The organism is Pseudomonas sp. NPDC088885 (genome assembly GCF_044750025.1).
Taxonomy (GTDB): domain Bacteria; phylum Pseudomonadota; class Gammaproteobacteria; order Pseudomonadales; family Pseudomonadaceae; genus Aquipseudomonas; species Aquipseudomonas rustica.
The window spans coordinates 1-24362 of sequence record NZ_JBIVJB010000043.1 but is presented as its reverse complement, the minus strand read 5'-3'; the positions used below and the strand labels follow the sequence as shown (position 1 = coordinate 24362).

Annotated in this window: 22 protein-coding genes and 1 pseudogene; 14 read left to right on the top strand and 9 right to left on the bottom strand. The window is 60.5% G+C overall.

The features are described from left to right. Positions 1-4 precede the first annotated feature (4 nt). From ACIP1X_RS17520 to dinG, 4 genes are all read right to left on the bottom strand, one after another. Positions 5-1108 (bottom strand): OmpA family protein, encoded by a 1104-nt coding sequence (locus tag ACIP1X_RS17520; protein ID WP_400753855.1) that lies wholly within the window; start codon positions 1106-1108, stop codon positions 5-7. A 113-nt stretch (positions 1109-1221) separates the two neighbouring features. Further along, positions 1222-2367, bottom strand: a complete 1146-nt coding sequence (locus ACIP1X_RS17515) for a serine hydrolase domain-containing protein (RefSeq protein WP_400753853.1) — start codon at positions 2365-2367, stop codon at positions 1222-1224. Positions 2368-2558: 191 nt separating this feature from the next. Further along, the gene (locus ACIP1X_RS17510; RefSeq protein ID WP_400753851.1) at positions 2559-5030 is read right to left on the bottom strand and encodes a beta-galactosidase; all 2472 of its coding nucleotides are present in this window, start codon (positions 5028-5030) and stop codon (positions 2559-2561) included. A 95-nt stretch (positions 5031-5125) separates the two neighbouring features. Next, on the bottom strand, positions 5126-7270 hold the full coding sequence (gene dinG / locus ACIP1X_RS17505; RefSeq protein WP_008085357.1) for an ATP-dependent DNA helicase DinG: 2145 nt from the start codon (positions 7268-7270) through the stop codon (positions 5126-5128). Positions 7271-7369: 99 nt separating this feature from the next. Here dinG and ACIP1X_RS17500 point away from each other — a divergent pair, with 99 nt between their 5' ends. Next, on the top strand, positions 7370-7828 hold the full coding sequence (locus tag ACIP1X_RS17500; RefSeq protein ID WP_400753848.1) for a CopD family protein: 459 nt from the start codon (positions 7370-7372) through the stop codon (positions 7826-7828). Positions 7829-7944: 116 nt separating this feature from the next. Here ACIP1X_RS17500 and ACIP1X_RS17495 read toward each other — a convergent pair whose 3' ends face one another. The 4 genes from ACIP1X_RS17495 to ACIP1X_RS17480 form a co-directional block, all read right to left on the bottom strand. Continuing rightward, positions 7945-8703: a collagen-like protein gene (locus ACIP1X_RS17495; RefSeq protein ID WP_282354794.1), complete on the bottom strand. Its 759-nt coding sequence runs from the start codon at positions 8701-8703 to the stop codon at positions 7945-7947. Continuing rightward, complete coding sequence (locus ACIP1X_RS17490; RefSeq protein ID WP_053117797.1) at positions 8696-8977, bottom strand: DUF1145 domain-containing protein; 282 nt, start codon at positions 8975-8977, stop codon at positions 8696-8698. The genes ACIP1X_RS17495 and ACIP1X_RS17490 overlap by 8 nt, the downstream gene beginning before the upstream one ends. 162 nt (positions 8978-9139) lie before the next feature. Continuing rightward, positions 9140-9862 (bottom strand): OmpA family protein, encoded by a 723-nt coding sequence (locus ACIP1X_RS17485; RefSeq protein ID WP_053117796.1) that lies wholly within the window; start codon positions 9860-9862, stop codon positions 9140-9142. 88 nt (positions 9863-9950) lie between these two features. Continuing rightward, on the bottom strand, positions 9951-10646 hold the full coding sequence (locus ACIP1X_RS17480; protein WP_053117794.1) for an OmpA family protein: 696 nt from the start codon (positions 10644-10646) through the stop codon (positions 9951-9953). A gap of 199 nt (positions 10647-10845) precedes the next feature. Between ACIP1X_RS17480 and ACIP1X_RS17475 the strand changes: the two genes are divergently transcribed. The 4 genes from ACIP1X_RS17475 (at position 10846) to ACIP1X_RS17460 (ending at position 12644) form a co-directional block, all read left to right on the top strand. Then, positions 10846-11343 carry a DUF6231 family protein gene (locus ACIP1X_RS17475; RefSeq protein ID WP_400753845.1) on the top strand — a complete coding sequence of 166 codons (498 nt, stop codon included), beginning with the start codon at positions 10846-10848 and terminating at the stop codon, positions 11341-11343. 4 nt (positions 11344-11347) lie between these two features. Then, on the top strand, positions 11348-11824 hold the full coding sequence (locus tag ACIP1X_RS17470) for a YchJ family protein (RefSeq protein ID WP_053117790.1): 477 nt from the start codon (positions 11348-11350) through the stop codon (positions 11822-11824). Between the two features lie 119 nt (positions 11825-11943). Beyond that, a complete protein-coding gene (locus ACIP1X_RS17465) occupies positions 11944-12438 on the top strand; it encodes an LEA type 2 family protein (protein ID WP_159815011.1) in 495 nt (164 codons plus the stop codon). Continuing rightward, on the top strand, positions 12435-12644 hold the full coding sequence (locus ACIP1X_RS17460) for an SEC-C metal-binding domain-containing protein (protein ID WP_008083915.1): 210 nt from the start codon (positions 12435-12437) through the stop codon (positions 12642-12644). The genes ACIP1X_RS17465 and ACIP1X_RS17460 overlap by 4 nt, the downstream gene beginning before the upstream one ends. 643 nt (positions 12645-13287) lie before the next feature. Here ACIP1X_RS17460 and ACIP1X_RS17455 read toward each other — a convergent pair. Beyond that, positions 13288-13845 (bottom strand): cysteine hydrolase family protein, encoded by a 558-nt coding sequence (locus tag ACIP1X_RS17455; protein WP_400753891.1) that lies wholly within the window; start codon positions 13843-13845, stop codon positions 13288-13290. Positions 13846-13992: 147 nt separating this feature from the next. Between ACIP1X_RS17455 and ACIP1X_RS17450 the strand changes: the two genes are divergently transcribed. The 9 genes and pseudogenes from ACIP1X_RS17450 to ACIP1X_RS17410 all read left to right on the top strand — a co-directional run. Further along, complete coding sequence (locus ACIP1X_RS17450; RefSeq protein ID WP_400753842.1) at positions 13993-14637, top strand: glutathione binding-like protein; 645 nt, start codon at positions 13993-13995, stop codon at positions 14635-14637. A 285-nt stretch (positions 14638-14922) separates the two neighbouring features. Further along, complete coding sequence (locus tag ACIP1X_RS17445; protein ID WP_400753839.1) at positions 14923-17373, top strand: penicillin acylase family protein; 2451 nt, start codon at positions 14923-14925, stop codon at positions 17371-17373. 300 nt (positions 17374-17673) lie between these two features. Continuing rightward, complete coding sequence (locus ACIP1X_RS17440; protein ID WP_400753836.1) at positions 17674-18708, top strand: ligase-associated DNA damage response exonuclease; 1035 nt, start codon at positions 17674-17676, stop codon at positions 18706-18708. Beyond that, on the top strand, positions 18705-20393 hold the full coding sequence (locus tag ACIP1X_RS17435) for an ATP-dependent DNA ligase (protein ID WP_400753834.1): 1689 nt from the start codon (positions 18705-18707) through the stop codon (positions 20391-20393). The genes ACIP1X_RS17440 and ACIP1X_RS17435 overlap by 4 nt, the downstream gene beginning before the upstream one ends. Positions 20394-20821: 428 nt before the next feature. Further along, positions 20822-21604, top strand: coding sequence for a transporter substrate-binding domain-containing protein (locus tag ACIP1X_RS17430; protein ID WP_008083900.1), 783 nt, complete (start codon positions 20822-20824; stop codon positions 21602-21604). 56 nt (positions 21605-21660) lie between these two features. Next, complete coding sequence (locus tag ACIP1X_RS17425) at positions 21661-22389, top strand: ABC transporter permease (RefSeq protein WP_008083898.1); 729 nt, start codon at positions 21661-21663, stop codon at positions 22387-22389. Further along, positions 22386-23096, top strand: coding sequence for an ABC transporter permease (locus ACIP1X_RS17420; protein WP_158832068.1), 711 nt, complete (start codon positions 22386-22388; stop codon positions 23094-23096). Before ACIP1X_RS17425 ends, ACIP1X_RS17420 begins: the two co-directional genes overlap by 4 nt. Positions 23097-23124: 28 nt before the next feature. Further along, positions 23125-24243: a succinylglutamate desuccinylase/aspartoacylase family protein gene (locus ACIP1X_RS17415; RefSeq protein ID WP_212545300.1), complete on the top strand. Its 1119-nt coding sequence runs from the start codon at positions 23125-23127 to the stop codon at positions 24241-24243. 13 nt (positions 24244-24256) lie between these two features. Beyond that, positions 24257-24328 (top strand): annotated as a pseudogene (locus ACIP1X_RS17410) (ATP-binding protein); the annotation flags it as partial. Positions 24329-24362: the final 34 nt, after the last annotated feature.

Sequence of the window (24362 nt, the reverse complement as noted above, 5' to 3'; positions counted from 1 at the left end):
CGAATCACTTTTTGGTGGTATCGGTCGCCGCGACTTTCTTGTCGGTGGTCGACGCTTTGGCTGGCGTGGTTTTCTTCGCCGGTGCCTTGGCCGGGGCTTTTTTCGCAGGCGCCTTGGCAGCGGCTTTTTTCGCCGGGGCTTTTTTGGTGGCCGGTACAGCGGCTTTCTTCGCGGCCGGAGCCGGAGTTACCGGTTTGGCCACTGGCTTGACGTCTTGCGCCGCCACCATGGTGACGGGCTTCGGTGCTGGCATGTTGTACTTGCTCAGCAGGGCAACCATGGTGTTTTGCGGCGTCACCAGCATCTCGACGCGACGGTTCAGGGCGCGACCTTCAACGCTGTCGTTGGCCGCACGCGGTGCTTCGGAACCCATGCCGCGCAGCATCAGACGATCACGCTGCAAACCGCTGAGGCGGAAAATCGCCGCGATGGCTTGTGCACGCTCCTGGCTCAGCTTGACGTTGGCTGGCGCGGAACCGCTGGTGTCGCTGTGACCGAGTACCAGCACAGCGGTTTTCGGATCGGCTTCGAGGATTTTAGCCACGCGAGTGAACGGGCCAAGGGTGACCGGCAACAGCATGGCCGGGCGATCCGGGTTGAACGAACCTTCTACCGGTGCGGTAACGACCAAGACGTTTTCACGGCGCTCGAGTTGCAGGTTGCTGTCCTTGACCGCTTCGCGCAGGCGCGGCTCGTAATCGTCGATCCAGGCCTGGGTCACTTTCGGATCTGGCATCGGCACGGCTTTAGGGGTTTGATCGTCCTTGGCGCCGAACGGCCACCACCATTTAGCGCCCGAATCGGCATCAGCCTTGGCCACGGCGACCGGTTTTTTCGCTTCAGGCGCGACTTCGGCTTTCATGTCAGCCTTGACGGCTTCGTCATCGGAACCGAACGGCCAGTACCAAGGGTTGCTGCTTTCAGACTTGGCAACCGGCGCGGTTGCGGCATGTTTCAACGGGGCTGGAGCTGGCTCTTTGGCCGCGACTTTGTCGGAGGAACCGAACGGCCACCAAGTGCTGGTGCCTTCCGCATCGTTTTTTGGGGTCTGTGCGCAACCGGTGATCGCTACACACAGGGCCAGGGCGAGGGTCTTTTTAGATGACATTGAAAATCCACAAAATAAAGTAATGAAAAATCAGAGCACTTTCGCCCGGATAAACTGTCGCTTTGAATCGAAAAATTGCACGAGGTTCCGATGCAGAGACCTCGGGTGTTGCTTTATAGACAAGTGGCAAGCACCCGCGCGAGCTTCTGCGCGCGCGGATCCATCAAAACGTAAGGCCCAAGGGTATTTGTCACAAAACCAAACGCGACATCGTGCTCAGGGTCAGCAAAACCGATCGATCCGCCCGCGCCCGGATGGCCGAACGCCCGTGGGCCGAGGCCGTAGGTGGCGTTAGGCACATCGGGTTGGTCGAGCATGCAGCCCAGACCAAAACGGGTGCGGGTCAGCAGGGTTTTATCTTCGCCGAGGCTGTGTTCGCGGGTCAGCTCTTCGAGCATGTCGCTTTCCAGCAGGCTGCCGTCGAGCAACCCGGCATAGAAGCCGGCGAGGCTGCGCGCATTGCCGTGACCATTGGCTGCCGGTTGCTGCATGCGTCGCCATTCCGGTTTGTTGGTGCTGGTGAGCACCGACGGCGGATTGGTAAAGGCGCGGGTGCTCATGGCGGTCGGTTCACGCATAGTCACTTGCAGCAGACGTTGCGCGGCGGCATCGCCGGGATTGCCTTTGCCGCGCGCAATGTGCGCCACGCGATGGAATTCTTCGTCAGCCAGACCCACGTGGAAATCCAGCCCCAACGGCTTGGCCACGCGGGCGACAATCGATTCGCCCGGGCCACGACCGTCGGCACGTCGCAGCAATTCGCCGATCAGCCAGCCATAAGTGATTGCCGCGTAACCGTGGCCAGTACCCGGCGTCCACCATGGCGTTTCCGCCGCGAGGGCGTCGACCATGGTTTGCCAGTCGTACAGGGCTTCCGGCGCCAGCAATTCACGCAGCGCCGGCAGACCGGCCTGGTGGCAGAGCAATTGGCGCAGGGTGATGGATTCTTTGCCGGCGGCGGCAAATTCCGGCCAGTAGCGGGCGACCGGCACATCGAGTTGCAACTTGCCTTCGGCGACCAGTTGCAGCGCGGTGACGGCAGTGAAGGTTTTGGTGCAGGAGAACAGGTTGGCGATGGTGTCGCTGTGCCAGGCTTCGGCGCCGTCTTTGTCGGCGGTACCTGACCAGAGGTCGAGGACGGTTTCTCCGCCGACCTGAATGCACATGGCTGCGCCGCGTTCCTGGGGATCGTCGAACAGCGCGGCAAAAGCATCGCGCACCGCTTCGAATTGAAGTTCGTAATGTCCCTGAATCTGCACCCGCAACTCCCCCGCGAAAACGCTCTACAAAGTGGCCCGCATTGTTCCAGCCCTTGAGGGATTTGGGAACAGCTGCGGGCTAGACGGTTAAAAAGCCAAATCAAAAGATCGCAGCCTGCGGCAGCTCCTACATGGGATTGCGTTCCTTTGTAGGAGCTGCCGAAGGCTGCGATCTTTTAGCGTTTCAAACCTTAATGACCATTCCCCGAATGCCCACCCGCATGCCCTGCCCCCGCGCCTTTGCCGGCCTCGCCTTTGCGGCCACCTTCCGCTTCATGCACCGGCGCTTTCTGCGCCTGCTGACCCAACTGATCCATCGCCTGCAAATTGCTCTTGCGCACGGTTTCAACAAAGCCCTGATACGGCAGATCCGTCACGCCCACCAGACCAAAGTGACCATTCTCGCCATCGAGCAGACGCCCCGTCACCGGTTGATCCAGATACTGGAACCAGTGCACGCCGACGATCGACGGTTCACTCAGCGCCTGTTTGAGGAAATTGGCATATGCCGGGCCACGGTCTTCTTCTTTGCTCAATTGCGTCACGCCACCCCAGAACGGGCCACGATCAGCCGAGCCAAAGTTGAATTCGGTAATTAGCACCGGTTTGTCCAAAGCTCCCAGCGCAGCGAAGTCATAACCATCCTGCGGCTTGAGCGTGTACATGTTGAAGCTCAGCACATCGCAATACTGCGCGCAGGACGCCACGGCTTCCGGGGTGCTGGTGGCGAAGCGACCGCCCAACAGCATCTGGTTGGGCGCGTGCCATTTCAGCGAATCGGAGATGGTCTTGAAGTAGGTGTCAGCGAAGACTTTCTGGAAATATTTGAAGTCGGCCTCGATTTCCGGGTGCTCGGGGTTCGGCAGCGGCGGCACGAACCCCGGGTCTTCCATCAATTCCCACGCCGGCAGATCAATGCCCCACGCCTTCGACAGGCCCGCCTGATTGCGATACTTGTCGCGCAATTGCTTGAGGAACGCACGTTTGGCCGGCACGTCGGTGGTCATTTTCAACGTACCGTAGGCCAGCGCGTAACGGGATTTCGCATCGTCGCCCGGACCCGCCCAGGCCAGTTCGTTGTCGGCGTAATAGCCGATCAACCATGGATCGTCGCGGTGATCGCGAGCAGCGATGGCCACGGCACGCTCGGTGGCCATGGCGAAACGCGGGTCGAACGGATCGGGCATGCCGCCCCACCAGTCGCTGCCGGTGCTGATGCTGGTGTAGTCGCCGACGATCGACAGCGGCAAGGTGTACGGCACGCGCTCGGCTTCACTCAGCGAATCGGCACTCCAGTTGCCGACCGTGTTGAAGCCCCAGGCTTGCAGGCGATCGAGCGTGTGGTTGGCCCACTGTTGCTCATCAATAGTAGCTTTGCACGGCGCGGCAGCCTTTTCAGTGGCCACTTGCACGGTTTCAGTCTTGGCCGCTTCGGCGACGCCTGACTTCGGCTCTGCCGGCACAGCGGCAGGTTCTGCGGCTTTGGCGGCGGCGGTTTCAGTGGCTTCAGCCTTCGCCGCTTCAGCGACGCCGGATTTGCCTTCGCTGTCCGCTTTGCACGGTTCGCCGTACACACGCTGCAAGTTGGCGCCGTAGAAATCGTACCAGCGGCCATTGCCGTAGCCACGACCTTGATCAACACCATTGCCGCCACGGTTGTCGCCTTCACCAAAGTGACTGGCCAACGGCTCATCCGGTTTCGGCAAGGATTCGAACATGAACTCGCGACCTGTCACGTACGTCTGGCTGACGTCGGGGCTGACGGTGTTGACGCCAAGGGAGTAGAACGGATGCCCTTCAGGCGTGACCAGATACCAGCGGCCGTCACGTTTTTCGGTGCGGAAGAAGCCGCTGGCCTTGAACGCCGGGCCTTTGTTCCAGCCACCAAACTTGTCCAGCGAGGACTTCTCGCGCTCGGCCAGCCAGGTTTTCAGCTGTTGCTGTTCCTTGGCGGCGGCGGATTTCAGTTGTTCGTCGTTGGCGATTTTTTCCGGCCATTTGCTGCGCGTCGATTGCCCGTAAGCGTCGACCAGATTGCCGTACACCGCTTGGCTGACCGACTCACCGTCCTGCACGCCGAAACGCTCAAGCAGCAAGCTCTGCGCGACTTTCGGCTGATCCATCGACAGACTCACCGATACCACTTGGCTGCGATCAATCTCACCGCTGCTCGCGGCCAGCAAAATGCGCTGACCGTCGACGGTCATCGGCATCGGCGGCCCGGCTTTCATGCCTTGGCTCAGCGGCGTCGACGCCACCAGCGGCACCAGCAAGGTCTGCGCAGGGCCGGCCGGCAGGTCGACGCGGCTGACCAGTGTGCGTCCGTCATTGCTCTGGATTTGCACATAGACCGTCACGGCCCAGTTCATCGCGCTCTGCAGACGCAGGCTCATCATGCCCGACTGCGACCAGTCCCAGGCACCGGTCTGCGGGGTCAGACGCAGGGTCGGACGGGCCACCGGGTTGAACGTCACCCGGCGCAGCACTTCGCCTTCTGCGGTTTGCTCAGCGTTGGCTTGCGGCAGATCGGTGTTTTCGGTGGTGACCTTGACCACGTCCGCCGGGCGGACAAAGTTGAACAGGGTCTGCTGACCGGCAGGCGCTGCCAGCAGAGGGGCAGCGAAGATCAAGGCGAAAACGGCAGGCAGCGAACGGCGGATCATAAGAACGGAGTTCTCCCTAACGACCAATAATGGCCAATGGAAAAGCGATGGCAGAGAGATAGACAACACGGCGGGCAAAACTGCCCACCGATGTCTCAGGATATTTCACGACGGAAGGGCGGCAACGCATTGAGGATCGCCTTGCCGTAGCGCTGGGTGACCAGGCGCCGATCCAGCAACGTGATGGTGCCGCGGTCTTCTTCGGTACGCAGCAGACGACCGCAGGCCTGAACCAGTTTCAGCGAGGCGTCGGGCACCGAGATTTCCATGAACGGATTACCGCCACGGGCTTCGATCCATTCCGACAGCGCCGCTTCGACCGGATCGTCCGGCACCGAGAACGGAATCTTGGCGATGACCACGTGCTCGCAGTAAGCACCCGGCAAGTCGACGCCTTCGGCAAAACTGGCGAGACCGAACAGCACGCTGGAATCACCGCCATCAACGCGCGCCTTGTGCTTGTTCAGGGTTTCCTGTTTCGACAGGTTGCCTTGAATGAACACTTGCTTGCGCCAGTCGCGGTCGAGGCCGTCGAACACGTCCTGCATCTGTTTGCGCGAGGAGAACAGCACCAGCGTGCCGCGCGAGCCTTCGACCAGATCCGGCAGATCACGAATGATCGCGGCGGTGTGCGCGGGAGCATCACGCGGATCGGCTTTCAGATCCGGCACTCGCAGCACGCCGGCATCAGCGTGATGGAACGGGCTCGGCACCACGGCGGTGACGGCTTTTTTCGGCAGACCGGCACGCATGCGGAAGCGGTCGAACGTGCCCAGCGCGGTCAGGGTTGCGGACGTAACGAGGCAACCGTAGGCGACGTTCCACAGGCTGCGGCGCAAGGTTTCGGCGGCCAGAATCGGGCTGGCGTTGACCTCGATGTCGAACAGCGAACCGCTTTCAGCCAAGGTCAGCCAACGCGCCATCGGCGGGCTGTCTTCCGGGTCTTCGGCGGTGAAGGCCGTCCACAACTCCCAGTTGCCGGATGCACGGGACAACAGGCTGCCGAACAGCGGATACCACTCTTCCGCCTGATTGCTGGCGATCCCGATGTTGACCTCGCCGTCCATGCCTTCCTTGAGCAGGTCGGTCAGACGCGTGAACAGATCGTTGAGACGCGAGAAGCCTTTCTTCAGCTCGATGCCCATTTCGCGCATGTGCTCGGGAATCACCCCGGCGACGAACCGATGACGCGGCCGCTCACGGCCTTCGACGTCTTCGCCCGGTTTGAAATCGGCGACCTGTTCGCAGGCGCTGAACATGAACTGCTGCTGCGCCTTGATCTCCCGCGCCAGCTCCGGCACTTGCTCGATCAACTTGCCGAGATCGCCCGGCAGCGGATGCTGGGCGAGCAGTTTGGTGAGGTTCTTGGCGGTGGTTTCCAGCCAGTCGGCGGTGGAACGCAGACGAGTGTAATGGGCGAAGTGGCCGATAGCCTTGTCCGGCAGGTGGTGACCTTCGTCGAACACGTAAATGGTGTCACGCGGATCGGGCAGTACCGCGCCGCCGCCCAATGCCAGGTCAGCCAACACCATGTCGTGGTTGGTGACGATCACGTCGACCTTGCCCATGCCTTCGCGGGCCTTGTAGAAGGCGCACTGGCCGAAGTTCGGGCAATGGCGGTTGGTGCACTGGCTGTGATCGGTGGTCAGACGCGCCCAATCGGCGTCTTCCAGCGCATTCGGCCAGCTGTCGCGGTCGCCGTCCCATTTATTGCCGGCGAGTTTCTCGATCATGCTGGTGAACAGCTTCTGACTGGCCTCATCGACCTCGATCTTGAAGCCTTCTTCTTCGAACAGCTGGGCAGTGGCGGTTTGCGCGTGGCCTTCCTGCAAGAGCATGTCGAGTTTGGACAGGCACATGTAGCGGCCACGGCCCTTGGCCAGGGCGAAAGTGAAATTCAGCCCGCTGTTGCGCATCAGGTCGGGCAAATCCTTGTAGACGATCTGCTCCTGCAGCGCGACGGTCGCCGTGGCGATGACCAGACGCTTGCCGGCGGCTTTGGCCGTGGGGATCGCCGCCATGCTGTAGGCCACGGTCTTGCCGGTACCGGTGCCGGCTTCCACCGCAACAATTGCGGGGTCGCCACTGCGCCGGCCTTCGTCGTCGGTGTCGATATCCCCGAGGACTTTGGCGATTTCAGCGATCATCAGGCGCTGGCCATAACGCGGCTTGAGGCTCTTGGCTTCAAGAAAACGCGAGTAGGCGCCCTGGATCGTGGTTTTGAGTTCAGTGCTGATCATTGAGTGTCGGGCGCAAAAAACGCTGGATAAATTTTCAGTGGTTTGGATCGGCGGCTATCATACCCCGCGAATCGATCCTGCGCAGAACGGAGTAACCCAATGACACTTTTTAGCCTCGTCTACCCCCTGCATGTCCTGTCCGCCCTGGTGTGGGTCGGCGGCATGTTTTTCGCCTGGATGGTCTTGCGCCCCGCGGCCGTGAAGGCCCTCGACGGCCCCGCCCGGCTGACCTTGTGGGTGGAAGTGTTTCAAGGTTTTTTCCGCTGGGTTTGGGTCGCGGTGATCTTGTTGCCGATCAGCGGTGTGGGCATGCTGCATCTGCAGCAGGTCGGGTTTGAAACCGCGCCGAAATACGTGCAGGTGATGATCGGGTTGTACGTGGTGATGACGGCGCTGTTTATCCGCATTCAGGGGCTGATGCTGCCGGAATTGCGCACGGCGGTGGACGCCAAGGACTGGCCGACGGGTGCGGCGGTGCTGGGGCGGATTCGGCGGGTGGTGGGGATTAATTTGATTGTCGGGTTGGTGCTGGTGGCGATAGCGGCGGCGAGGCCGTGATCGTTCCCACGCTCTGCGTGGGAACAATCAGCCATGGATAGCGTGAGTCACCTCGGTCGGCTCCCTCTCCCGCCGGGAGAGGGCTGGGCGGGCGGCGTTCCGATGAGGATCCGCTTTTACAGGCGCTGAACAGTCACAGCCCCCGCCGCACCCACTGGCCCAGGCTGTCCATCCGCCCCGGCCTTGCCGTTCTTGCCACCATCGGCGCGGTACACCAGGCAGCCCTTGGACTTGCCGCCCTTGCCTGCCTTGCCGCCGACACCCGCCGGGCCACCGTTGCCACCGGTCACATTGACCTTGATCAGCTCAGCCGGAAACTCGCGCGGCACTTCCAGCCGCACCAGCGCACCCGGTGCCCCCGGTTGGCCATCAGCGCCGTCACTGCCATCAAAACCGTGCCCGGCCGAACCATAAGTGCAGCCCGGGTCCTCACCGTTGCCGCCATCCAGACCGACAAACCCCGGCGCACCGGTGCCGCCACGGGCATCGACCAACAGTTGCGGCGCGTTCAACGCTTTGAATTGCAGATTCAGATTGCGCCCCGCACGCGCGGCTTTTTCATAAGTACCGGGAGCACCGCGTGCGGTGATCTGGCTGCCTTCGCTCAATTCAGCGCGCGCCACTTTCATCTCCAGCGCTTGTTCCGCCGGGACGATGGCGATTCGAGCCTCATGACCCAGACGCAATTCGCCCACGGTCAGTTCGGTCACGTTCGATGGAATCAGCAACGTGCCGTAATCAGCCACGTCCAGACGTTCAAGTTGCAAGGTGCTGGTGGTGTTGGGCAGGCGCATCAGCGAGTTGGTTTCAACCGTCACCACTTGGGCGCAGGCCAAAGGACTGATGAATGCAGCGAGCAGGCAAAGTTTACGCATGGGAAGAAGCCTCCGGAGCGGCCGGGGCCGGGATGGTTTGCAGGTGGAATACGCCAAACAACAGGATGCGGCCACGATCACGCCAAGGGTGCGGACGCCCCTTGAGGCTGCGATTGCACAGCAGCACTTCGAGCACGTGGATCAGCAACAACAGACCGCCAGCCAGATTGACCAGCAGGTGCAGCGGATGAACGAATGGCACCAGTTGATTGGCCAGCACCACGCAGCAGAACAGCAGGGTCAACAACCGCCCCAGCCCCCAGAACACTTTCATACGCTCCCCCGTGTTGCGAATTATTCTTTGGATGCACAGTAACGGCTTCTGCGGGGGATAAGCCAGAGGGGAAAAGAAAAAATCCAGACAAGTCGCCAAATGGCCGCCGGGTCAACGATGATCGAAGCCCGGCGGCTCTAGCCTGCGCCCTACAGACGCGTCCTAACGATTGATGTGCAATTCCACGCGACGGTTTTTCGCGCGGCCCTCATCGGTTGCGTTGTCAGCCACCGGTTCACTCTCGCCACGTCCTTCACTGGTGAGTTTATTCGGCGACAGACCCTGACTCAGCAAATAGGAGGCGACACTACTGGCGCGACGTTCCGACAGCGCTTGGTTGTAAGCGTCCGAACCTTTGCTGTCGGTATGACCGATGACCTTGATGCTCACCACGTCGGCATTACGCAGTTTGTCCATCAGCGTATCGAGCTGGGCTTTGGCCGAAGGCGTCAGATCAGACTTGTCGAAATCGAACAAGACATCGCCGGCATCGCTGAGGGTGATGACTTCCGTTTGCGGCACAGGCTCCGGTGTTTTTTCGGTGACCGGATATTGCGGCAACGGGCAGCCACGGTGATCGACCGGGGTATTGGCCGGCGTATCGGGGCAACGGTCGCGGCGGTCGAACACGCCATCGTCGTCTTCATCGCCATCCTGGGCGTAACAGATCAGTCCGCCGGCAAGAATCCCCAGCGCTGCGCCGCCACCGGCCCAGCCGCCACTTTCAATGGCGCCAAGACCGCCACCGACCAAGCCGCCAAGAAGGCTGCAGACCGGCCACGTACGTTGATTGAGGGGTGCAGTGCCATCGCTGTGCGTGGCGCAACCGGTGAGCAAACTGCCTAGCAGCAGAACCGGCAAGACGGACCTTGAGAAAACACTCATTTGAAAGCTCCTGTGTCACCGGCCCATACCGGTTACACAGGAGTAAAGACCCGCATCCGCGACTGCACAAGCCGCGGATGCGAGGGGGCTAGCGTTGGATTTTGATTTCGGTGCGACGGTTTTGCGCGCGACCGTCTGCCGTTTTGTTGTCAGCGACCGGCTGGCTTTCACCCAGACCCGACACCGAAACGAAGCTGGCACGTGGCACGCCCTGCTGGATCAGGTACTCCACCACCGAGTGCGCACGGCGATCCGACAGTTTTTTGTTGTAGGCATCGCTGCCCACGCTGTCGGTGTGACCAGTGACGGTCAGTTGTGCAGTCGAGGATTCCTGTTTCAGGCGCGTCGCGACTTTATCGAGCACCTGTTTGTCAGGGCTGGTCAGTGTGGCTTTGTCGAACTGGAAGTGCACATCACGAATAACGATGGTTTCTTCTTTGACCACTACCGCTTCTTCAACCACGGGGGCTGGAGCCGGTGGTGGGCAGCCGTCAGCATCGACCTGCACGCCTTTTGGAGTGCCCGGGCACTTGTCGCGGCTGTCCGGCACACCATCGCCGTCTTCGTCGCCATCACCGTGTACCCAGCAATACGCCGCTGCCGTACCGCCTACGATCAGCGCGCCGTAGCCCGCCCACGCCGAACTTTCCGTCGCGCCAAGACCGGCCCCGACGACACCACCGACCGCCGCACAGGTCGGCCAGTCGGTTTTCTGCAAACCTGCGCAACCCGTCAACACACTGGTTAGCAGAATCAAAGGTAATGCTGTCCGCACTATGCTCATCTGGTTTTCTCCTGAGGGATCGGCTTGAAACCGATTCAGGGAGTAAAGACCGGAGTTTTAATCTCCGCCAGCAATAGGCCACTGCTGTTTGCGACCGTGTTCACAGGACTTCGCCGCAATTGCCGCAAAGTCGCGGGACAGGGCTCTTTGCCGGCGCGGTCAGGCAGGCTAGTCTTGGCGGTCTGATTGAGGAGCTTCGATGAACGTCGCCATTTCTTCCCACACGCCGCAACAGGCGATGGCCGCTTTGCTGGATCGCTACGCGCCGGCGCGTTTGCTGTTGCTCGGCGCCAGCGAATTCCCGGCCCTGACTGCTTTCAAGGAGGCGCACCCGGATTCCGTTGTCGCCCACGCCGCCCCCGGTGCGTTGCCCGCCGAACTGGCTGCGCAGCGTTTTGATCTGGCGCTGGTGGTCGATTGCCTGGAACATTTGCCCAAGCGCGATGGCCTGAATCTGTTGGGCGGGATTCGAAATTTAAATGCCAGCCGCATCGCGGTACTGGCAGATCTGTCGGCTTGCGGCTGGCAGGAAACCGATTTCTATTCGCTGGCCCTGCAAGCCAGCGAACGTTTTCAGCGCGACGATCAAGTGTTGACCCTGTTCACCTACGATCTGCTTGACTACAAACAAGTCCCCGACTGGCTCAACGCGCGGTTCTGGGCCAATCCGGAAAATTTCGGCAAATACTGGTGGTAATGCAATGAGTACAGCCATTTGCCCGTGCGGCAGCGGCAACCTGCTGGATGCCTGCTGCGGCCATTATCACGACGGCCTGCCGGCGCCCTGTGCCGAAGCCTTGATGCGTTCGCGCTACAGCGCTTATGTGCTGGGCCTGATCGACTATCTCGTGGCGACCACCCTGCCCGCTCAGCAAGCGGGTCTGGATCGGCAGTCGATCAGCAACTGGAGCGCGCAGAGCACCTGGCTCGGCCTGGAAGTCGAGAGCTCGGAAGTCTTTGGTGGGCAGCCCGAACACGCCTTCGTCACCTTCACTGCGCGCTGGCACGACGATCAGGGTGAGCACAGCCATCGCGAGCGTTCCTCGTTTGTGCAGAACGCCGGGCGCTGGTATTTCATCGACCCGACGGTGCAATTGAAACTGGGGCGCAATGACAGCTGCCCATGCGCCAGCGGGCAGAAGTTCAAGAAATGCTGCGCGGGGTATTTCGGCGCTTGAGGTTGAGATCAAAAGATCGCAGCCTTCGGCAGCTCCTACGAAGGAACGCGATCTCCTGTAGGAGCTGCCGCAGGCTGCGATCTTTTAGCGTCTAGACTGGCACCAAAGGGAGTTAAACCATGCTCGGTCGTCGGCGCACATTCCAATTCTTGATCCTCACGCTGTTCCTCAACCTCGGCGGCTGTGCCTCGTGGTTCAGCGACGACAGCGTCGATCCCGCCGTGCACTTGGTGAACGTCGAAGTGGTGCGGGCGAAACTGCTCGAGCAGAAATTCATCCTGCACTTCCGTGTCGACAATCCCAACGACAGCGACCTGACCGTGCGCGGCCTCGAATACCGCATTCATCTGGGCGATATGCTCTTGGCGGAAGGCGAGCATGAACACTGGTTCACCGTCGGGCCGAAGCACAGCGCGTACTTCAAGGTGCCGATCCGCACCAACCTTTGGCCGAAGGTCAAAGACGTGGTGAAACTGCTGAAAAAACCCGACCAGCAGATTCCTTATCGATTGCAGGGTGAAATGGAAACCGGTTTATTCATCGCCCACTACGTGCACCTTGAGCGCAATGGCGTGATAATCCCCGCCGATTTTATTCCGGAGCAACACCGATGACTCAGCAACCTCATGTCCATGGCCCTGACTGCAACCACGATCATGATCATGACCATCATCACGATCATGACCACGGTCACGTACACGGCCCGAACTGCGGCCACGCCCACCAGGAACCGGTGCGCAACGCCCTGAAAGACGTCGGCCGCAACGACCCGTGCCCATGCGGCAACGGCAAGAAATTCAAGAAGTGCCACGGGGCGTGATGCTCTGGGCGGAGAGCTTCTTCGCCTGATCTGACGCCTTCGCGAGCAAGCCCGCTCCCACAGTTGACCGGTTCCTTCACTTGGAATGCATTCCCCTGTGGGAGCGAGCCTGCTCGCGAAGAGGCCGGCACATCCAACATCGTTGTCGCCTGACAGACCGCTATCGCGAGCAGGCTCACTCCTACAATTGACCGCGTTTCTTCAGGTGGAATGCAATCCCTTGTGGGAGCGGGCTTGCTCGCGAAGAGGCCGGCACATCCAACATCGTTGTCGCCTGACAGACCGCTATCGCGAGCAAGCTCACTCCTACAATTGACCGCGTTCCTTCAGTTGGAATGCAATCCCCTGTGGGAGCGGGTTTGCTCGCGAAGAGGCCCGCACATCCAACATCGTTGTCGCCTGACAGACCGCTATCGCGAGCAGGCTCACTCCTACAATTGACCGCGTTCCTTCAGTTGGAATGCAATCCCCTGTGTGCGGGCTTGCTCGCGAAGAGGCCCGCACATCCAACATCGTTGTCGCCTGACACCCCGCTATCGCGAGCAGGCTCACGCCTACAATTGACCGAGTCCTTTCAGGTGGAATGCAATCCCCTGTGGGAGCGGGCTTGCTCGCGAAGAGGCCCGCACATTCACTACAGATATCAGCCCGCCGCCACAATCTGCGCCGAACTGACCACCGTCGCATACTCCCCCTGCAAATTCCCCAACGACATCCCGTGCACCTCTTCAGCCGTCCGCAACGTGCCGAAATAATCGGCCTTGTCGAAGGTAAAGCACGCATCCTCTGCCACCCACGTATCAAACCCCAGATTCCCCGCCGAACGCGCCGTCGACTCCACCGAGTTATTCGTCGCCACGCCAACAATGATCAACTGCCCAACCCCCGCCTCACGCAAACGCGCCGCCAGTCCGCTGGCACAAAACGCATCCGGCACTTGTTTCTGGATCAGCCATTCACCGTCCTGCGGCAAGAACCGTTGCTGAAATTCCACGCCCTCCTGCTCAGGCCAGAACACCGAGTCAGGTTCGCGCGACAGATGCTGCACATGAATCACCGGCCGTCCGCTACGCCGCCAGAACCCCAGCAGGTCAACAATTCTGTCTTCCGCCTGAGGATTATTCCGTCGCCCCAAACGTGGCTGCAGGATGCCTTTTTGCTGGTCGATGATGATCAGTGCTGCGTTGGCCTGAAGCTCCATGGCGATTTTTCTCACGGGCGGGTCATTGAATTCTGCGCAGTTCAGCATCACCTCCTGATAACAGGCAAGCTATCGAACGCACACGGGATCACCTGACGCTGGCGTTTGCTGTCCGCACGTAAGCCATTTTCTGATTTGGAGCTTTCCATGATCGACCTGTATTACTGGACCACCCCCAACGGCCACAAGATTTCCCTGTTCCTCGAAGAAGCCGGCCTGCCCTACAAGGTTCACCCGATCAATATCAGTCAGGGTGAGCAGTTCCAGCCCCACTTTCTGAAAATCTCCCCGAACAACCGCATCCCGGCGATCGTCGATCATCAGCCGGTTGATGGCGGCGAGCCGTTGTCGGTGTTTGAATCCGGTGCGATTCTTCTGTATCTGGCGGAAAAAACCGGCCAGTTCCTGCCCAAGGATCTGCGCGGGCGGCAAACGGCGTTGCAGTGGTTGTTCTGGCAGATGGGCGGTTTGGGGCCGATGGCTGGGCAGAATCATCATTTCAGCCAGTTCGCGCCGGAGAAAATTCCTTACGCGATCAAGCGCTACATTGATGAAACGGCGCGGTTGTATGGCGTGTTGAACAAGCAATTGGCGAACAACGAGTTTGTTGCTGGCAGTGAATACAGCATTGCCGACATGGCGATTTATCCGTGGATCGTCTCGCACAAATGGCAGAGCCAGAACCTTGAAGACTTCCCGCATGTGCAGCGCTGGTTCAACCACATCAAGGATCGCCCGGCGACGGTCAAGGCCTATGCGCTGGTGCAGAAGATCAATCCACCGAAATCCTGATTGAAGTCAGGGAAGACCTTTGTGGCGAGGGGATTTATCCCCGTTGGGCTGCGCAGCAGCCCCAAAAACTGCACTCACGGTGTGCCAGACTCATCCTGGTTGCAGGAATCAGGGCCGCTTCGCAGCCCAACGGGGATAAATCCCCTCACCACAAGTACTGGACTCGACTTCCAGGTTGCTGTTTATCAGACAAATCTTGAAATAACCCCCGCCCCCGCTTGCGCGGCATCCTCCTGCTCACTAACGTAGCGCCTTTACTGACGCTACCCCCGCAGGAGCTTTGCCATGGCCTCGCCAGCCCTTACTCATTTTCTTCCCCGGTTCGGCGTTGCCGCAGCAGTGGCCGGTGTTTTGGGCCTGTCCGGTTGCCAGACCTGGAACGCTCAGGACACCCTCCCGCCGACCTCCGGCGTGCAACCGCTCAAGGGCCTGGCGCAGAATGTTTCGGTGCGACGCAATGCCATGGGCATGCCGTTGATCGAAAGCAACACCTTCCATGACGCACTGTTCAGCCTCGGCTACGTCCACGCCAGCGACCGGATCAACCAGATGGTCACCCTGCGTCTGCTGGCTCAGGGCCGTCTGGCGGAAATGTCCGGCGCCTCGATGCTCGACGCCGACCGCTACATGCGCGCGGTCAATCTGAAGAAAAGCGCCGCCGAGCTGTACAAAGCCTCGTCGCCACGCCTCAAGCGTTTCTTTGAAGTCTATGCGCGGGGCGTCAACGCTTACCTGTTCCGCTACGCCGACAAACTGCCGGGCGACCTCGCCTCCAGCGGCTACAAACCCGAATACTGGAAACCGGAAGATTCGGCGCTGATTTTCGCCCTGCTGAACTTCAGCCAATCGGCCAACCTGCCGGAAGAAATTTCCTCGCTGGTGCTCGCGCAAACCGTGACCACCGACAAACTCGCCTGGCTGACGCCGTCGGCGCCGGACGAAAATCTGCCGCTGGCCGAAGCCGACAAGCTGCAAGGCCTCAAGCTCAACGGGCAGATTCCCGGCCTGACTGAACTGAGCAGCGCCAGCCAGCAACTGTCGACGCTGAACCTCTTGGGCGCGACGTCTTCGAACAACTGGGCGATCGCCCCGCAACGCAGCCGCAGCGGTAAAAGCATTCTCGCCAGCGACGCCCATGGGCCGCTGGCCGCGCCGTCGCTGTGGAGCTTCGTGCAGATCCGCGCACCGAAATATCAAGCCGCCGGTGTCACCGTTGCTGGTTTGCCGCTGGTACTGGGTGGTTTCAACGGCAAAGTCGCCTGGAGCATGACCAGCGTGCTTGGCGACAACCAGGATCTGTTCCTGGAAAAAATCCGTCGTCAGGGCAGCAGCCTGACCTACGAGGTCAACGGCAAATGGCAGCCGCTGGGCGTGCGCAACGAAACCTACTTCGTCAAAGGTCAGCGACCGATTCGCGAAGCGGTGTACGAAACCCGCCACGGTGCGCTGCTCAACAGCGCCCAGGCTGCCGCGCAAGGCAATGGTTTCGGCGTAGCGTTGCAGACGCCGAGCTTCACCGACGACAAGTCGCTGGACGCCTTTTTTGATCTGACCCGCGCTCAAACCGTTGAACGTGCATCGGACGCCAGCCGTGAAATCCGCGCCATCGCGCTGAATCTGGTGTTCGCCGACGCGAGCAACATTGGCTGGCAAGTCACCGGCCGCTACCCCAATCGCCGTGAAGGCGAAGGCCTGCTGCCCTCGCCGGGCTGGGAAGGTCGCTACGACTGGGACGGTTACGCCGACCCGATGCTGCACCCCTACGATCAGGACCCGGCGCAAGGCTGGCTCGGCACCGCCAACCAGCGCGTGATTCCTCACGGTTACGGCATGCAGCTGTCCAATTCCTGGGCCGCACCGGAGCGTGGCGAACGCCTGGCGGAACTGGCCGGCAGCGGCAAGCACGACAGCCGCAGCGTGATCGCCATGCAATACGACCAGACCACCACGTTTGCCGCCAAGCTGAAGAAAGTCTTCGAAGCGCCGGGCATGAAGCAGCCGCTGAAGCAGGCGATCGATGCCCTGCCGGAAACCGACCGCAGCAAGGCCCGCGAGGCGTTCACACGATTGATGGCGTTCGACGGCAAGCTCAGCCCGACCTCGGCGGACGCGGCGATTTATGAGCTGTTTCTGCAAGAAAGCATGAAGCAGATCTTCCTCGACGAACTCGGCCCGGAATCGAGCCCGGCGTGGAAAGCATTTATCGCCAACGGCGATTTGTCCTACGCGGCGCAGGCCGATCATCTGTTGGGGCGTGAAGACAGTCCGTTCTGGGACGACATCCGCACACCGCAGAAAGAAGACAAAGCACTGATTCTTGCCCGCAGCCTTGCGGCGGCGATCAGCGCTGGCGACAGTCAGTTGGGCGGCGATCACCGGGCCTGGCAGTGGGGCAAGTTGCACAGCTATGCCTGGAAAAACAGCAATGGTCAGACCGTACGCGGCCCATTGGCGGCGGGTGGCGATCACACCACGTTGAACACGTCGGCATTCGCCTGGGGTCAGGACTTCAACACCACGCGCGCGCCGTCGATGCGCTTTATCGTCGACTTCGGCCAGACCGAACCGCTGATGGGGCAGAACGGTACGGGGCAATCGGGCAATCCGCTGAGCCCGAATTACCTGAACGGGATTGATCAGTGGTTGAAGGGGCAGTACATCGGCTTGCCAATGCAGCCGCAGAACTTTGAGCGGGTGTATGGCAAAACCCGTTTGACCCTGACTCCCGGAAAATAAGCCTGACTTCAAAAGCCCCTCACCCTAGCCCTCTCCCAGAGGGAGAGGGGACTGGTTGGGGGTGGCTGAAGTTTTATGCCGACCTGAAGGTGCTGTGCTGAATCCGGGATTTGCTCGGTTCGTGCAGTGCCAAATCCATAATCGACCCGGTTCTTCAGGTCGATGTCATTCGCCAGACACCTCGGTCGGCCCCCTCTCCCTCCGGGAGAGGGCTGGGGTGAGGGTGGCGCTTCAAAGTTGATAGAACTTCCAGCCCAGCGCCAGCCTCATAGCTAACAAGCCCCCCATTGTGGTCACGCCATGGACCTTGTTATCGCGCGTCCCGAAGGTCTTTATTGCCCTGCGGGTGATTTCTATATTGATCCCTGGCGCCCCGTCGAGCGCTCGGTGATCACCCATGCCCACGGTGATCACGCGCGCACCGGCAATCAGCACTACCTGTCCAGCAGCGCCAGCGAAGGGATTCTCCGCGCGCGTCTGGGTCAAGACATCAACCTGCAAACCCTCGACTACGGCCAACGCCTGACCCATCACGGCGTCACCCTCAGTTTCCACCCGGCCGGCCACGTGCTCGGTTCAGCACAAGTGCGCCTCGAATACGGTGGCGAAGTCTGGGTCGCGTCCGGCGATTACAAGATCGAACCGGACGGCACCTGCGCCCCCTTCGAACCGGTGCGCTGCCACACCTTCATCACCGAATCGACCTTCGGCCTGCCGATCTATCGCTGGCAGCCGCAAGCGCAGGTGTTCAGCGAAATCAATCAGTGGTGGTCAGCCAATATCGCCGCCGGCAAGGCCAGCGTGCTGTTCTGTTATTCGTTCGGCAAAGCCCAGCGAATCCTTCACGGCATCGACGAAAGCCTCGGCCCGATCCTCAGCCACGGCGCGGTCGAGCCGCTGAACCGCGTGTACCGCGAGGCCGGCGTATACCTGCCGCCGACGATCTACGCCGGCGACGTCAGCAAAAACGATCCGCTCATGCGCCAAGCCCTGGTCATCGCCCCGCCTTCTGCTGGCGGCAGTAGCTGGATGCGCCGTTTCGGTGATTTCAGCGACGCCTTCGCCAGCGGCTGGATGCGCTTGCGCGGCACTCGGCGGCGGCGTGGTGTCGATCGCGGTTTTGTCCTCTCCGATCACACCGACTGGCCCGGCCTGTTGTGGGCGATCAATCAAACCGGCGCCGAACGCGTGATGGTCACCCACGGCTCAATCGGCGTGCTGGTGCGCCACTTGCGTGAGCAAGGCCTCGACGCGCAAGGCTTCAACACCGAATACGGCGATGACGAGGAAGACAACATCGCCGCCGAACCCACCGTCGCCGAGACTCCCACATGAAAGCCTTCGCCGAGTTGTACGCCGAGCTCGACGCAACCACTTCCAGCAACGCCAAACTGGCGGCGATGCAAGCTTACTTCGCCCAGGCTGCACCGCAGGACGCGGCATGGGCGGTGTATTTTTTGTCCGGCGGACGGCCTCGGCAATTGGTGCCGGTGCGGATTCTGCGCGAGATTGCCGTGGGAATGTCGGGCCTCGAACCGTGGCTGTTCGAGGAGAGCTATCAGTCGGTCGGCGATCTGGCGGAAACCATTTCGCTGGTGCTCCCGGAGAATCCGCACAGCTCTGAAGCCGGCCTCGCCGAATGGATCGAAGAAAAGCTGCTGCCGCTGCGTGGTGAAACACCCGAATTTTTGAGCAGGCAACTGCCAACGCTGTGGGCGCAACTCGATCGATCAAGCCTGATGCTGTGCATCAAACTGATCACCGGCAGCTTCCGCGTCGGCGTGTCGAAATTGCTCGTCACCCGCGCGCTGGCCTCAATGGCTGGCCTGGACAGCAAACGCGTGGCGCAGCGACTGGTGGGTTACACCGACCTGTCGAACCGCCCGAACGCCGCCAGTTACCTGAAACTGATCGCCCCAGAATCCGCCGACGAGCATGCTCAGCGCGGCGGCCAGCCCTACCCGTTTTTCCTCGCCCACGCGTTGTCGCAACCGGTTGAAGAATTTGAAGCGCTGATCGGCCCGGCGAGCAATTGGCAGATTGAATGGAAATGGGACGGCATCCGCGCGCAAGTGGTCAAACGCGACGGCAAATTGTGGGTGTGGTCACGCGGCGAAGAGCTGGTCACCGAGCGTTTTCCCGAACTGGATGTGCTGGTGCACGGCTTGCCGGATGGCACGGTGATCGACGGCGAAATCGTTGTGTGGAAAAGCACTCACCCGACCACCGAAGACGCCTTCGATCCGCAATCGACAGAGCCGCCAGCGGTGCAGCCGTTCGCCCTGCTGCAACAGCGCATCGGCCGCAAAACCCTCGACAAGAAAATCCTCGAAGAAGTACCGGTGGTGGTGCTCGCCTACGACTTGCTCGAATGGCAGGGCGAAGACTGGCGCAACCAGCCGCAGGCCAAACGTCGCGCGCAACTTGAAGAGGTCATTGCAAGGTGTAACAGCCCGGTGTTGCTGCCCTCCCCCGTGCTGACCGGCAGCGACTGGTTCGACCTCGCCCGCCAGCGCGAAGCGTCTCGGCGACTGGGTGTGGAAGGCATGATGCTCAAGGCGCGGGATTCGCTGTATGGCGTCGGACGCACCAAGGACATGGGGGTGTGGTGGAAGTGGAAGGTTGATCCGTTCAGCGTCGACGCGGTGTTGATTTATGCGCAGCGCGGGCACGGTCGGCGCGCCAGTTTGTACAGCGATTACACCTTTGCCGTGTGGGACGGCCCGCCGGAGTCGAGCCAGCGGGCGCTGGTGCCGTTTGCCAAGGCGTATTCGGGGCTGACGGATGCGGAGATGCGTCAGGTCGACAGCATTGTGCGCAAGACCACGGTGGAGAAATTTGGCCCGGTGAGTAGCGTGAAACCGAGTCTGGTGTTTGAGTTGGGGTTTGAAGGGATCGCGTTGTCGCGGCGGCACAAGAGCGGGATCGCGGTGCGCTTCCCGAGGATGTTGCGCTGGCGGCAGGATAAAACCGTGGAAGAAGCGGATAGCCTCGCGACCTTGCAAGATCTGTTGGCCTGACCCATTGCCCGGTGACAACGCAAAACCCTGTGGTGAGGGGATTTAGCGAAACGTCGCACCGCCCCGTTCGGCTGCGAAGCAGTCGTAAAACCTGAGTATGCGGTCTTCCAGTGAAATTGCAGGGGGCCGCTTCGCAGCCCATCGGGGATAAATCCCCTCGCCACAGATAAATCCCTTCACCACAGATGAATCCTTGCACCACTGGGTAATCATATTCCGCAAAACCGGTGGTTTGATCCGAAAGGGTGCAACGAAATCGCAATGCCCATTTCCGGGCATTCAATCGCCCTCATCCCTCCCCGCCCAACCTTTTAAAACACTTGTTCGGGACTATGGTTCGGAAATTGCTACTTTCTATAGGTCGTACGCGTTCCAGTAACAATAATTCTGCGCCACAAGCGCTCATATTGGTTCTTAGGGATTGAATAATGAAAAAAGCATTGCTGACCCTTTCTGCACTGGCGTTGTGCATGGCCGCTGGCTCCGCGCTGGCCAAGGAATACAAAGAGCTGCGCTTTGGCGTTGACCCTTCGTATGCACCGTTTGAGTCGAAAGCGGCCGACGGCAGCCTGGTGGGCTTCGACATCGACCTGGGCAACGCGATTTGCGCCGAACTGAAGGTCAAGTGCAAGTGGGTCGAAAGTGACTTCGACGGCATGATTCCGGGCCTCAAAGCCAACAAATTCGACGGTGTGATCTCGTCGATGACCGTGACCCCGGCCCGCGAAAAAGTCATCGATTTCTCCAGCGAGCTGTTCTCCGGCCCGACGGCTTACGTGTCGAAAAAAGGTTCGGGGATCACCGCCGACGTTGCATCGCTGAAGGGTAAAACCGTTGGCTACGAGCAAGGCACCATTCAGGAAGCCTACGCCAAAGCCGTGCTGGATAAGGCCGGCGTGAAAACCCAGGCCTATCAGAACCAGGATCAGGTGTATTCCGACCTGACCTCCGGCCGTCTCGACGCCGGTATCCAGGACATGCTGCAAGCCGAACTGGGTTTCCTGAAGTCGCCACAGGGCGCCGACTATGACGTCAGCAAGCCAGTCGACAACGAATTGCTGCCAGCCAAAACCGCTGTCGGTATTAAGAAAGGTAACACTGAGCTGAAGGCGCTTTTAGATAAAGGTATCAAAGCGTTACACGATGACGGCAAATACGCCGAGATTCAAAAGAAACACTTTGGCGATCTGAATCTGTACAGCGGCAAATAATGCCTCGGCGCCCATCTTCGATGGGCGCCTTTTCCATCCGCTCAGGTTGCTGATTTATGTTCGAAACCCTCCTGCAAAATCTGGGGCTCTCCGCCTTCAGCCTCAAGGGCTTTGGTCCTTTGCTGCTGGAAGGCACCTGGATGACCATCAAATTATCGGCGTTGTCGCTGCTGGTGGCCGTGTTGCTCGGCCTGCTCGGCGCCAGTGCCAAACTGTCAAAAATCAAACTGGTGCGCCTGCCCGCTCAGCTCTACACCACGCTGATTCGCGGGGTGCCGGATCTGGTGCTGATGCTGCTGATTTTCTACAGCCTGCAAACCTGGCTGACATCGCTGACCGACTACATGGAATGGGAATACATCGAGATCAACCCGTTCAGCGCCGGGGTGCTGACCCTGGGCTTCATTTATGGCGCGTATTTCACCGAGACGTTCCGAGGCGCGATTCTCGCGGTGCCGCGTGGTCAGGTTGAAGCCGCCACCGCCTATGGCCTCAAACGCGGTCAGCGCTTTCGCTACGTGGTGTTTCCGCAAATGATGCGCTTCGCCCTGCCGGGCATCGGCAACAACTGGATGGTCATGCTCAAGGCCACGGCGCTGGTGTCGATCATCGGCCTCGCCGATCTGGTCAAAGCCGCGCAGGACGCCGGTAAAAGCACCTATCAACTGTTCTACTTTCTGGTACTCGCCGCGTTGATTTATCTGCTGATCACCAGTGCGTCGAACTTCATTCTGCGCTGGCTCGAACGCCGTTACGCCGCCGGTTCCCGGGAGGCCGTACGATGATCGAACTTCTGCAGGAATACTGGCGCGCCTTCCTTTATACCGACGGCCAGAACATCACTGGGCTGGCGATGACGATGTGGCTGCTCACGGCCTCAATCGTTATCGGTTTCCTTGTGTCGATTCCGTTGTCGATCGCGCGGGTGTCGCCGCACTTCTACATTCGCTGGCCGGTGCAGTTCTACACCTACCTGTTCCGGGGCACGCCGCTGTATATCCAGTTGCTGATTTGCTACACCGGGATCTACAGCCTCGCCGCCGTGCGTGCGCAGCCGATTCTCGACAGCTTCTTTCGCGATGCGATGAACTGCACGATCCTCGCTTTCGCCCTCAACACTTGCGCTTACACCACGGAGATTTTCGCCGGGGCGATCCGCAGCATGAACCACGGCGAAGTCGAAGCGGCCAAGGCCTATGGTCTGACAGGCTGGAAGTTGTATGCCTACGTGATCATGCCGTCGGCCTTACGCCGTTCGTTGCCTTACTACAGCAACGAAGTAATCCTTATGCTGCACTCGACCACGGTGGCTTTCACCGCGACCATCCCCGACATCCTGAAAGTCGCGCGGGACGCTAACTCGGCGACCTTTCTGACCTTTCAGTCGTTCGGCATCGCCGCGCTGATCTACCTGACCATTACCTTTGCGCTGGTCGGCCTGTTCCGCCTCGCCGAACGCCGATGGCTGGCCTTCCTCGGCCCGACTCACTAGGACCGGCCCCAGAAAAAAAGAGATGCCAATGCGCCACCTGATCCATGACTTGCTGGCCCCGCTGCCGGGGACTGCGCGACAGATTCACAGCTTCCACTTTGGCCCGGAGCAGGCCAAGGGCAAGGTTTACATTCAGTCTTCGCTGCACGCCGACGAACTGCCGGGCATGCTCGTCGCCTGGCACCTCAAGCAGCGACTGGCGGAGCTGGAAGCCGCCGGCCGCCTGCGCAGCCAGATCGTGCTGGTGCCAGTGGCCAACCCGGTCGGCCTCGAACAAGTGCTGATGGACGTGCCGCTGGGCCGTTACGAACTGGAGAGCGGGCAGAATTTCAACCGCTGGTTCGTCGACCTCAGTGAAGAGATCGGCAACGCCATCGAGGGCAAGCTCAGCGACGATCCGCAGCACAACCTCGAACTGATCCGCAGCCATCTGCGCGACGCCCTCGCCCGCCAGACCGCCACCACGCAACTGCAATCCCAACGCCTGACCCTGCAGCGGTTGGCCTGCGATGCGGACATGGTGCTGGACTTGCACTGCGATTTCGAATCGGTGGTGCACCTCTACACCACACCCGAAGCGTGGCCGCAGGTCGAACCGCTGGCGCGCTACATCGAATCCCAAGCGAGCCTGTTGGCCACCGATTCCGGCGGCCAGTCGTTCGACGAATGCTTCACCCTGCTGTGGTGGCAACTGAAGGAACGCTTCGGCGAACACTTCGAGATTCCGCTCGGCAGTTTTTCGGTGACCGTCGAGTTGCGCGGTCAGGGTGACGTCAATCACCCGATGGCCAGCCGCGACTGCCAGGCGTTGATCGACTACTTGATTCAGTCCGATGCGATCGTTGGTGAAACCAAACCGCAACCGCCGCTGCCGTATCCCGCGACGCCACTGGCGGGTGTCGAACCGGTGACCACGCCGGTCGGTGGCTTGCTGGTGTACACGGCGGTTGCCGGCCAATACCTGGAAGCGGGGCAGCAGATCGCCGAAATCATCGACCCGATCCACGACCGCATCACTCCAATTCATAGCTCGACTGCCGGGCTGATGTACGCCCGCTCGCTGCGCCGCATGGCCACCGCGGGCATGGTCATCGCCCACGTGGCGGGCGCCGAAGCCTATCGCAGCGGCTACCTACTTTCGCCTTGAGGATGTCTGTCCCATGTACAAACTGACCGTTGAAGGCCTGCACAAAAGCTATGGCGACCATCAGGTGCTCAAAGGCGTTTCGCTCTAGGCCAAGACGGGCGACGTGATCAGCCTGATCG

Excerpts from the sequence above, each read along its gene's own strand:
- ACIP1X_RS17520 (WP_400753855.1), bottom strand. The coding sequence starts at position 1,108 with ATGTCATCTAAAAAGACCCTCGCCCTGGCCCTGTGTGTAGCGATCACC.
- ACIP1X_RS17420 (WP_158832068.1), top strand. The coding sequence starts at position 22,386 with ATGATCGAACTTCTGCAGGAATACTGGCGCGCCTTCCTTTATACCGAC.
- ACIP1X_RS17440 (WP_400753836.1), top strand. The coding sequence starts at position 17,674 with ATGGACCTTGTTATCGCGCGTCCCGAAGGTCTTTATTGCCCTGCGGGT.
- ACIP1X_RS17475 (WP_400753845.1), top strand. The coding sequence starts at position 10,846 with ATGAACGTCGCCATTTCTTCCCACACGCCGCAACAGGCGATGGCCGCT.
- ACIP1X_RS17470 (WP_053117790.1), top strand. The coding sequence starts at position 11,348 with ATGAGTACAGCCATTTGCCCGTGCGGCAGCGGCAACCTGCTGGATGCC.
- dinG (WP_008085357.1), bottom strand. The coding sequence starts at position 7,270 with ATGATCAGCACTGAACTCAAAACCACGATCCAGGGCGCCTACTCGCGT.
- ACIP1X_RS17455 (WP_400753891.1), bottom strand. The coding sequence starts at position 13,845 with ATGGAGCTTCAGGCCAACGCAGCACTGATCATCATCGACCAGCAAAAA.
- ACIP1X_RS17465 (WP_159815011.1), top strand. The coding sequence starts at position 11,944 with ATGCTCGGTCGTCGGCGCACATTCCAATTCTTGATCCTCACGCTGTTC.
- ACIP1X_RS17445 (WP_400753839.1), top strand. The coding sequence starts at position 14,923 with ATGGCCTCGCCAGCCCTTACTCATTTTCTTCCCCGGTTCGGCGTTGCC.
- ACIP1X_RS17495 (WP_282354794.1), bottom strand. The coding sequence starts at position 8,703 with ATGCGTAAACTTTGCCTGCTCGCTGCATTCATCAGTCCTTTGGCCTGC.
- ACIP1X_RS17415 (WP_212545300.1), top strand. The coding sequence starts at position 23,125 with ATGCGCCACCTGATCCATGACTTGCTGGCCCCGCTGCCGGGGACTGCG.
- ACIP1X_RS17485 (WP_053117796.1), bottom strand. The coding sequence starts at position 9,862 with ATGAGTGTTTTCTCAAGGTCCGTCTTGCCGGTTCTGCTGCTAGGCAGT.
- ACIP1X_RS17430 (WP_008083900.1), top strand. The coding sequence starts at position 20,822 with ATGAAAAAAGCATTGCTGACCCTTTCTGCACTGGCGTTGTGCATGGCC.
- ACIP1X_RS17480 (WP_053117794.1), bottom strand. The coding sequence starts at position 10,646 with ATGAGCATAGTGCGGACAGCATTACCTTTGATTCTGCTAACCAGTGTG.
- ACIP1X_RS17425 (WP_008083898.1), top strand. The coding sequence starts at position 21,661 with ATGTTCGAAACCCTCCTGCAAAATCTGGGGCTCTCCGCCTTCAGCCTC.
- ACIP1X_RS17500 (WP_400753848.1), top strand. The coding sequence starts at position 7,370 with ATGACACTTTTTAGCCTCGTCTACCCCCTGCATGTCCTGTCCGCCCTG.
- ACIP1X_RS17490 (WP_053117797.1), bottom strand. The coding sequence starts at position 8,977 with ATGAAAGTGTTCTGGGGGCTGGGGCGGTTGTTGACCCTGCTGTTCTGC.
- ACIP1X_RS17435 (WP_400753834.1), top strand. The coding sequence starts at position 18,705 with ATGAAAGCCTTCGCCGAGTTGTACGCCGAGCTCGACGCAACCACTTCC.
- ACIP1X_RS17460 (WP_008083915.1), top strand. The coding sequence starts at position 12,435 with ATGACTCAGCAACCTCATGTCCATGGCCCTGACTGCAACCACGATCAT.
- ACIP1X_RS17450 (WP_400753842.1), top strand. The coding sequence starts at position 13,993 with ATGATCGACCTGTATTACTGGACCACCCCCAACGGCCACAAGATTTCC.
- ACIP1X_RS17510 (WP_400753851.1), bottom strand. The coding sequence starts at position 5,030 with ATGATCCGCCGTTCGCTGCCTGCCGTTTTCGCCTTGATCTTCGCTGCC.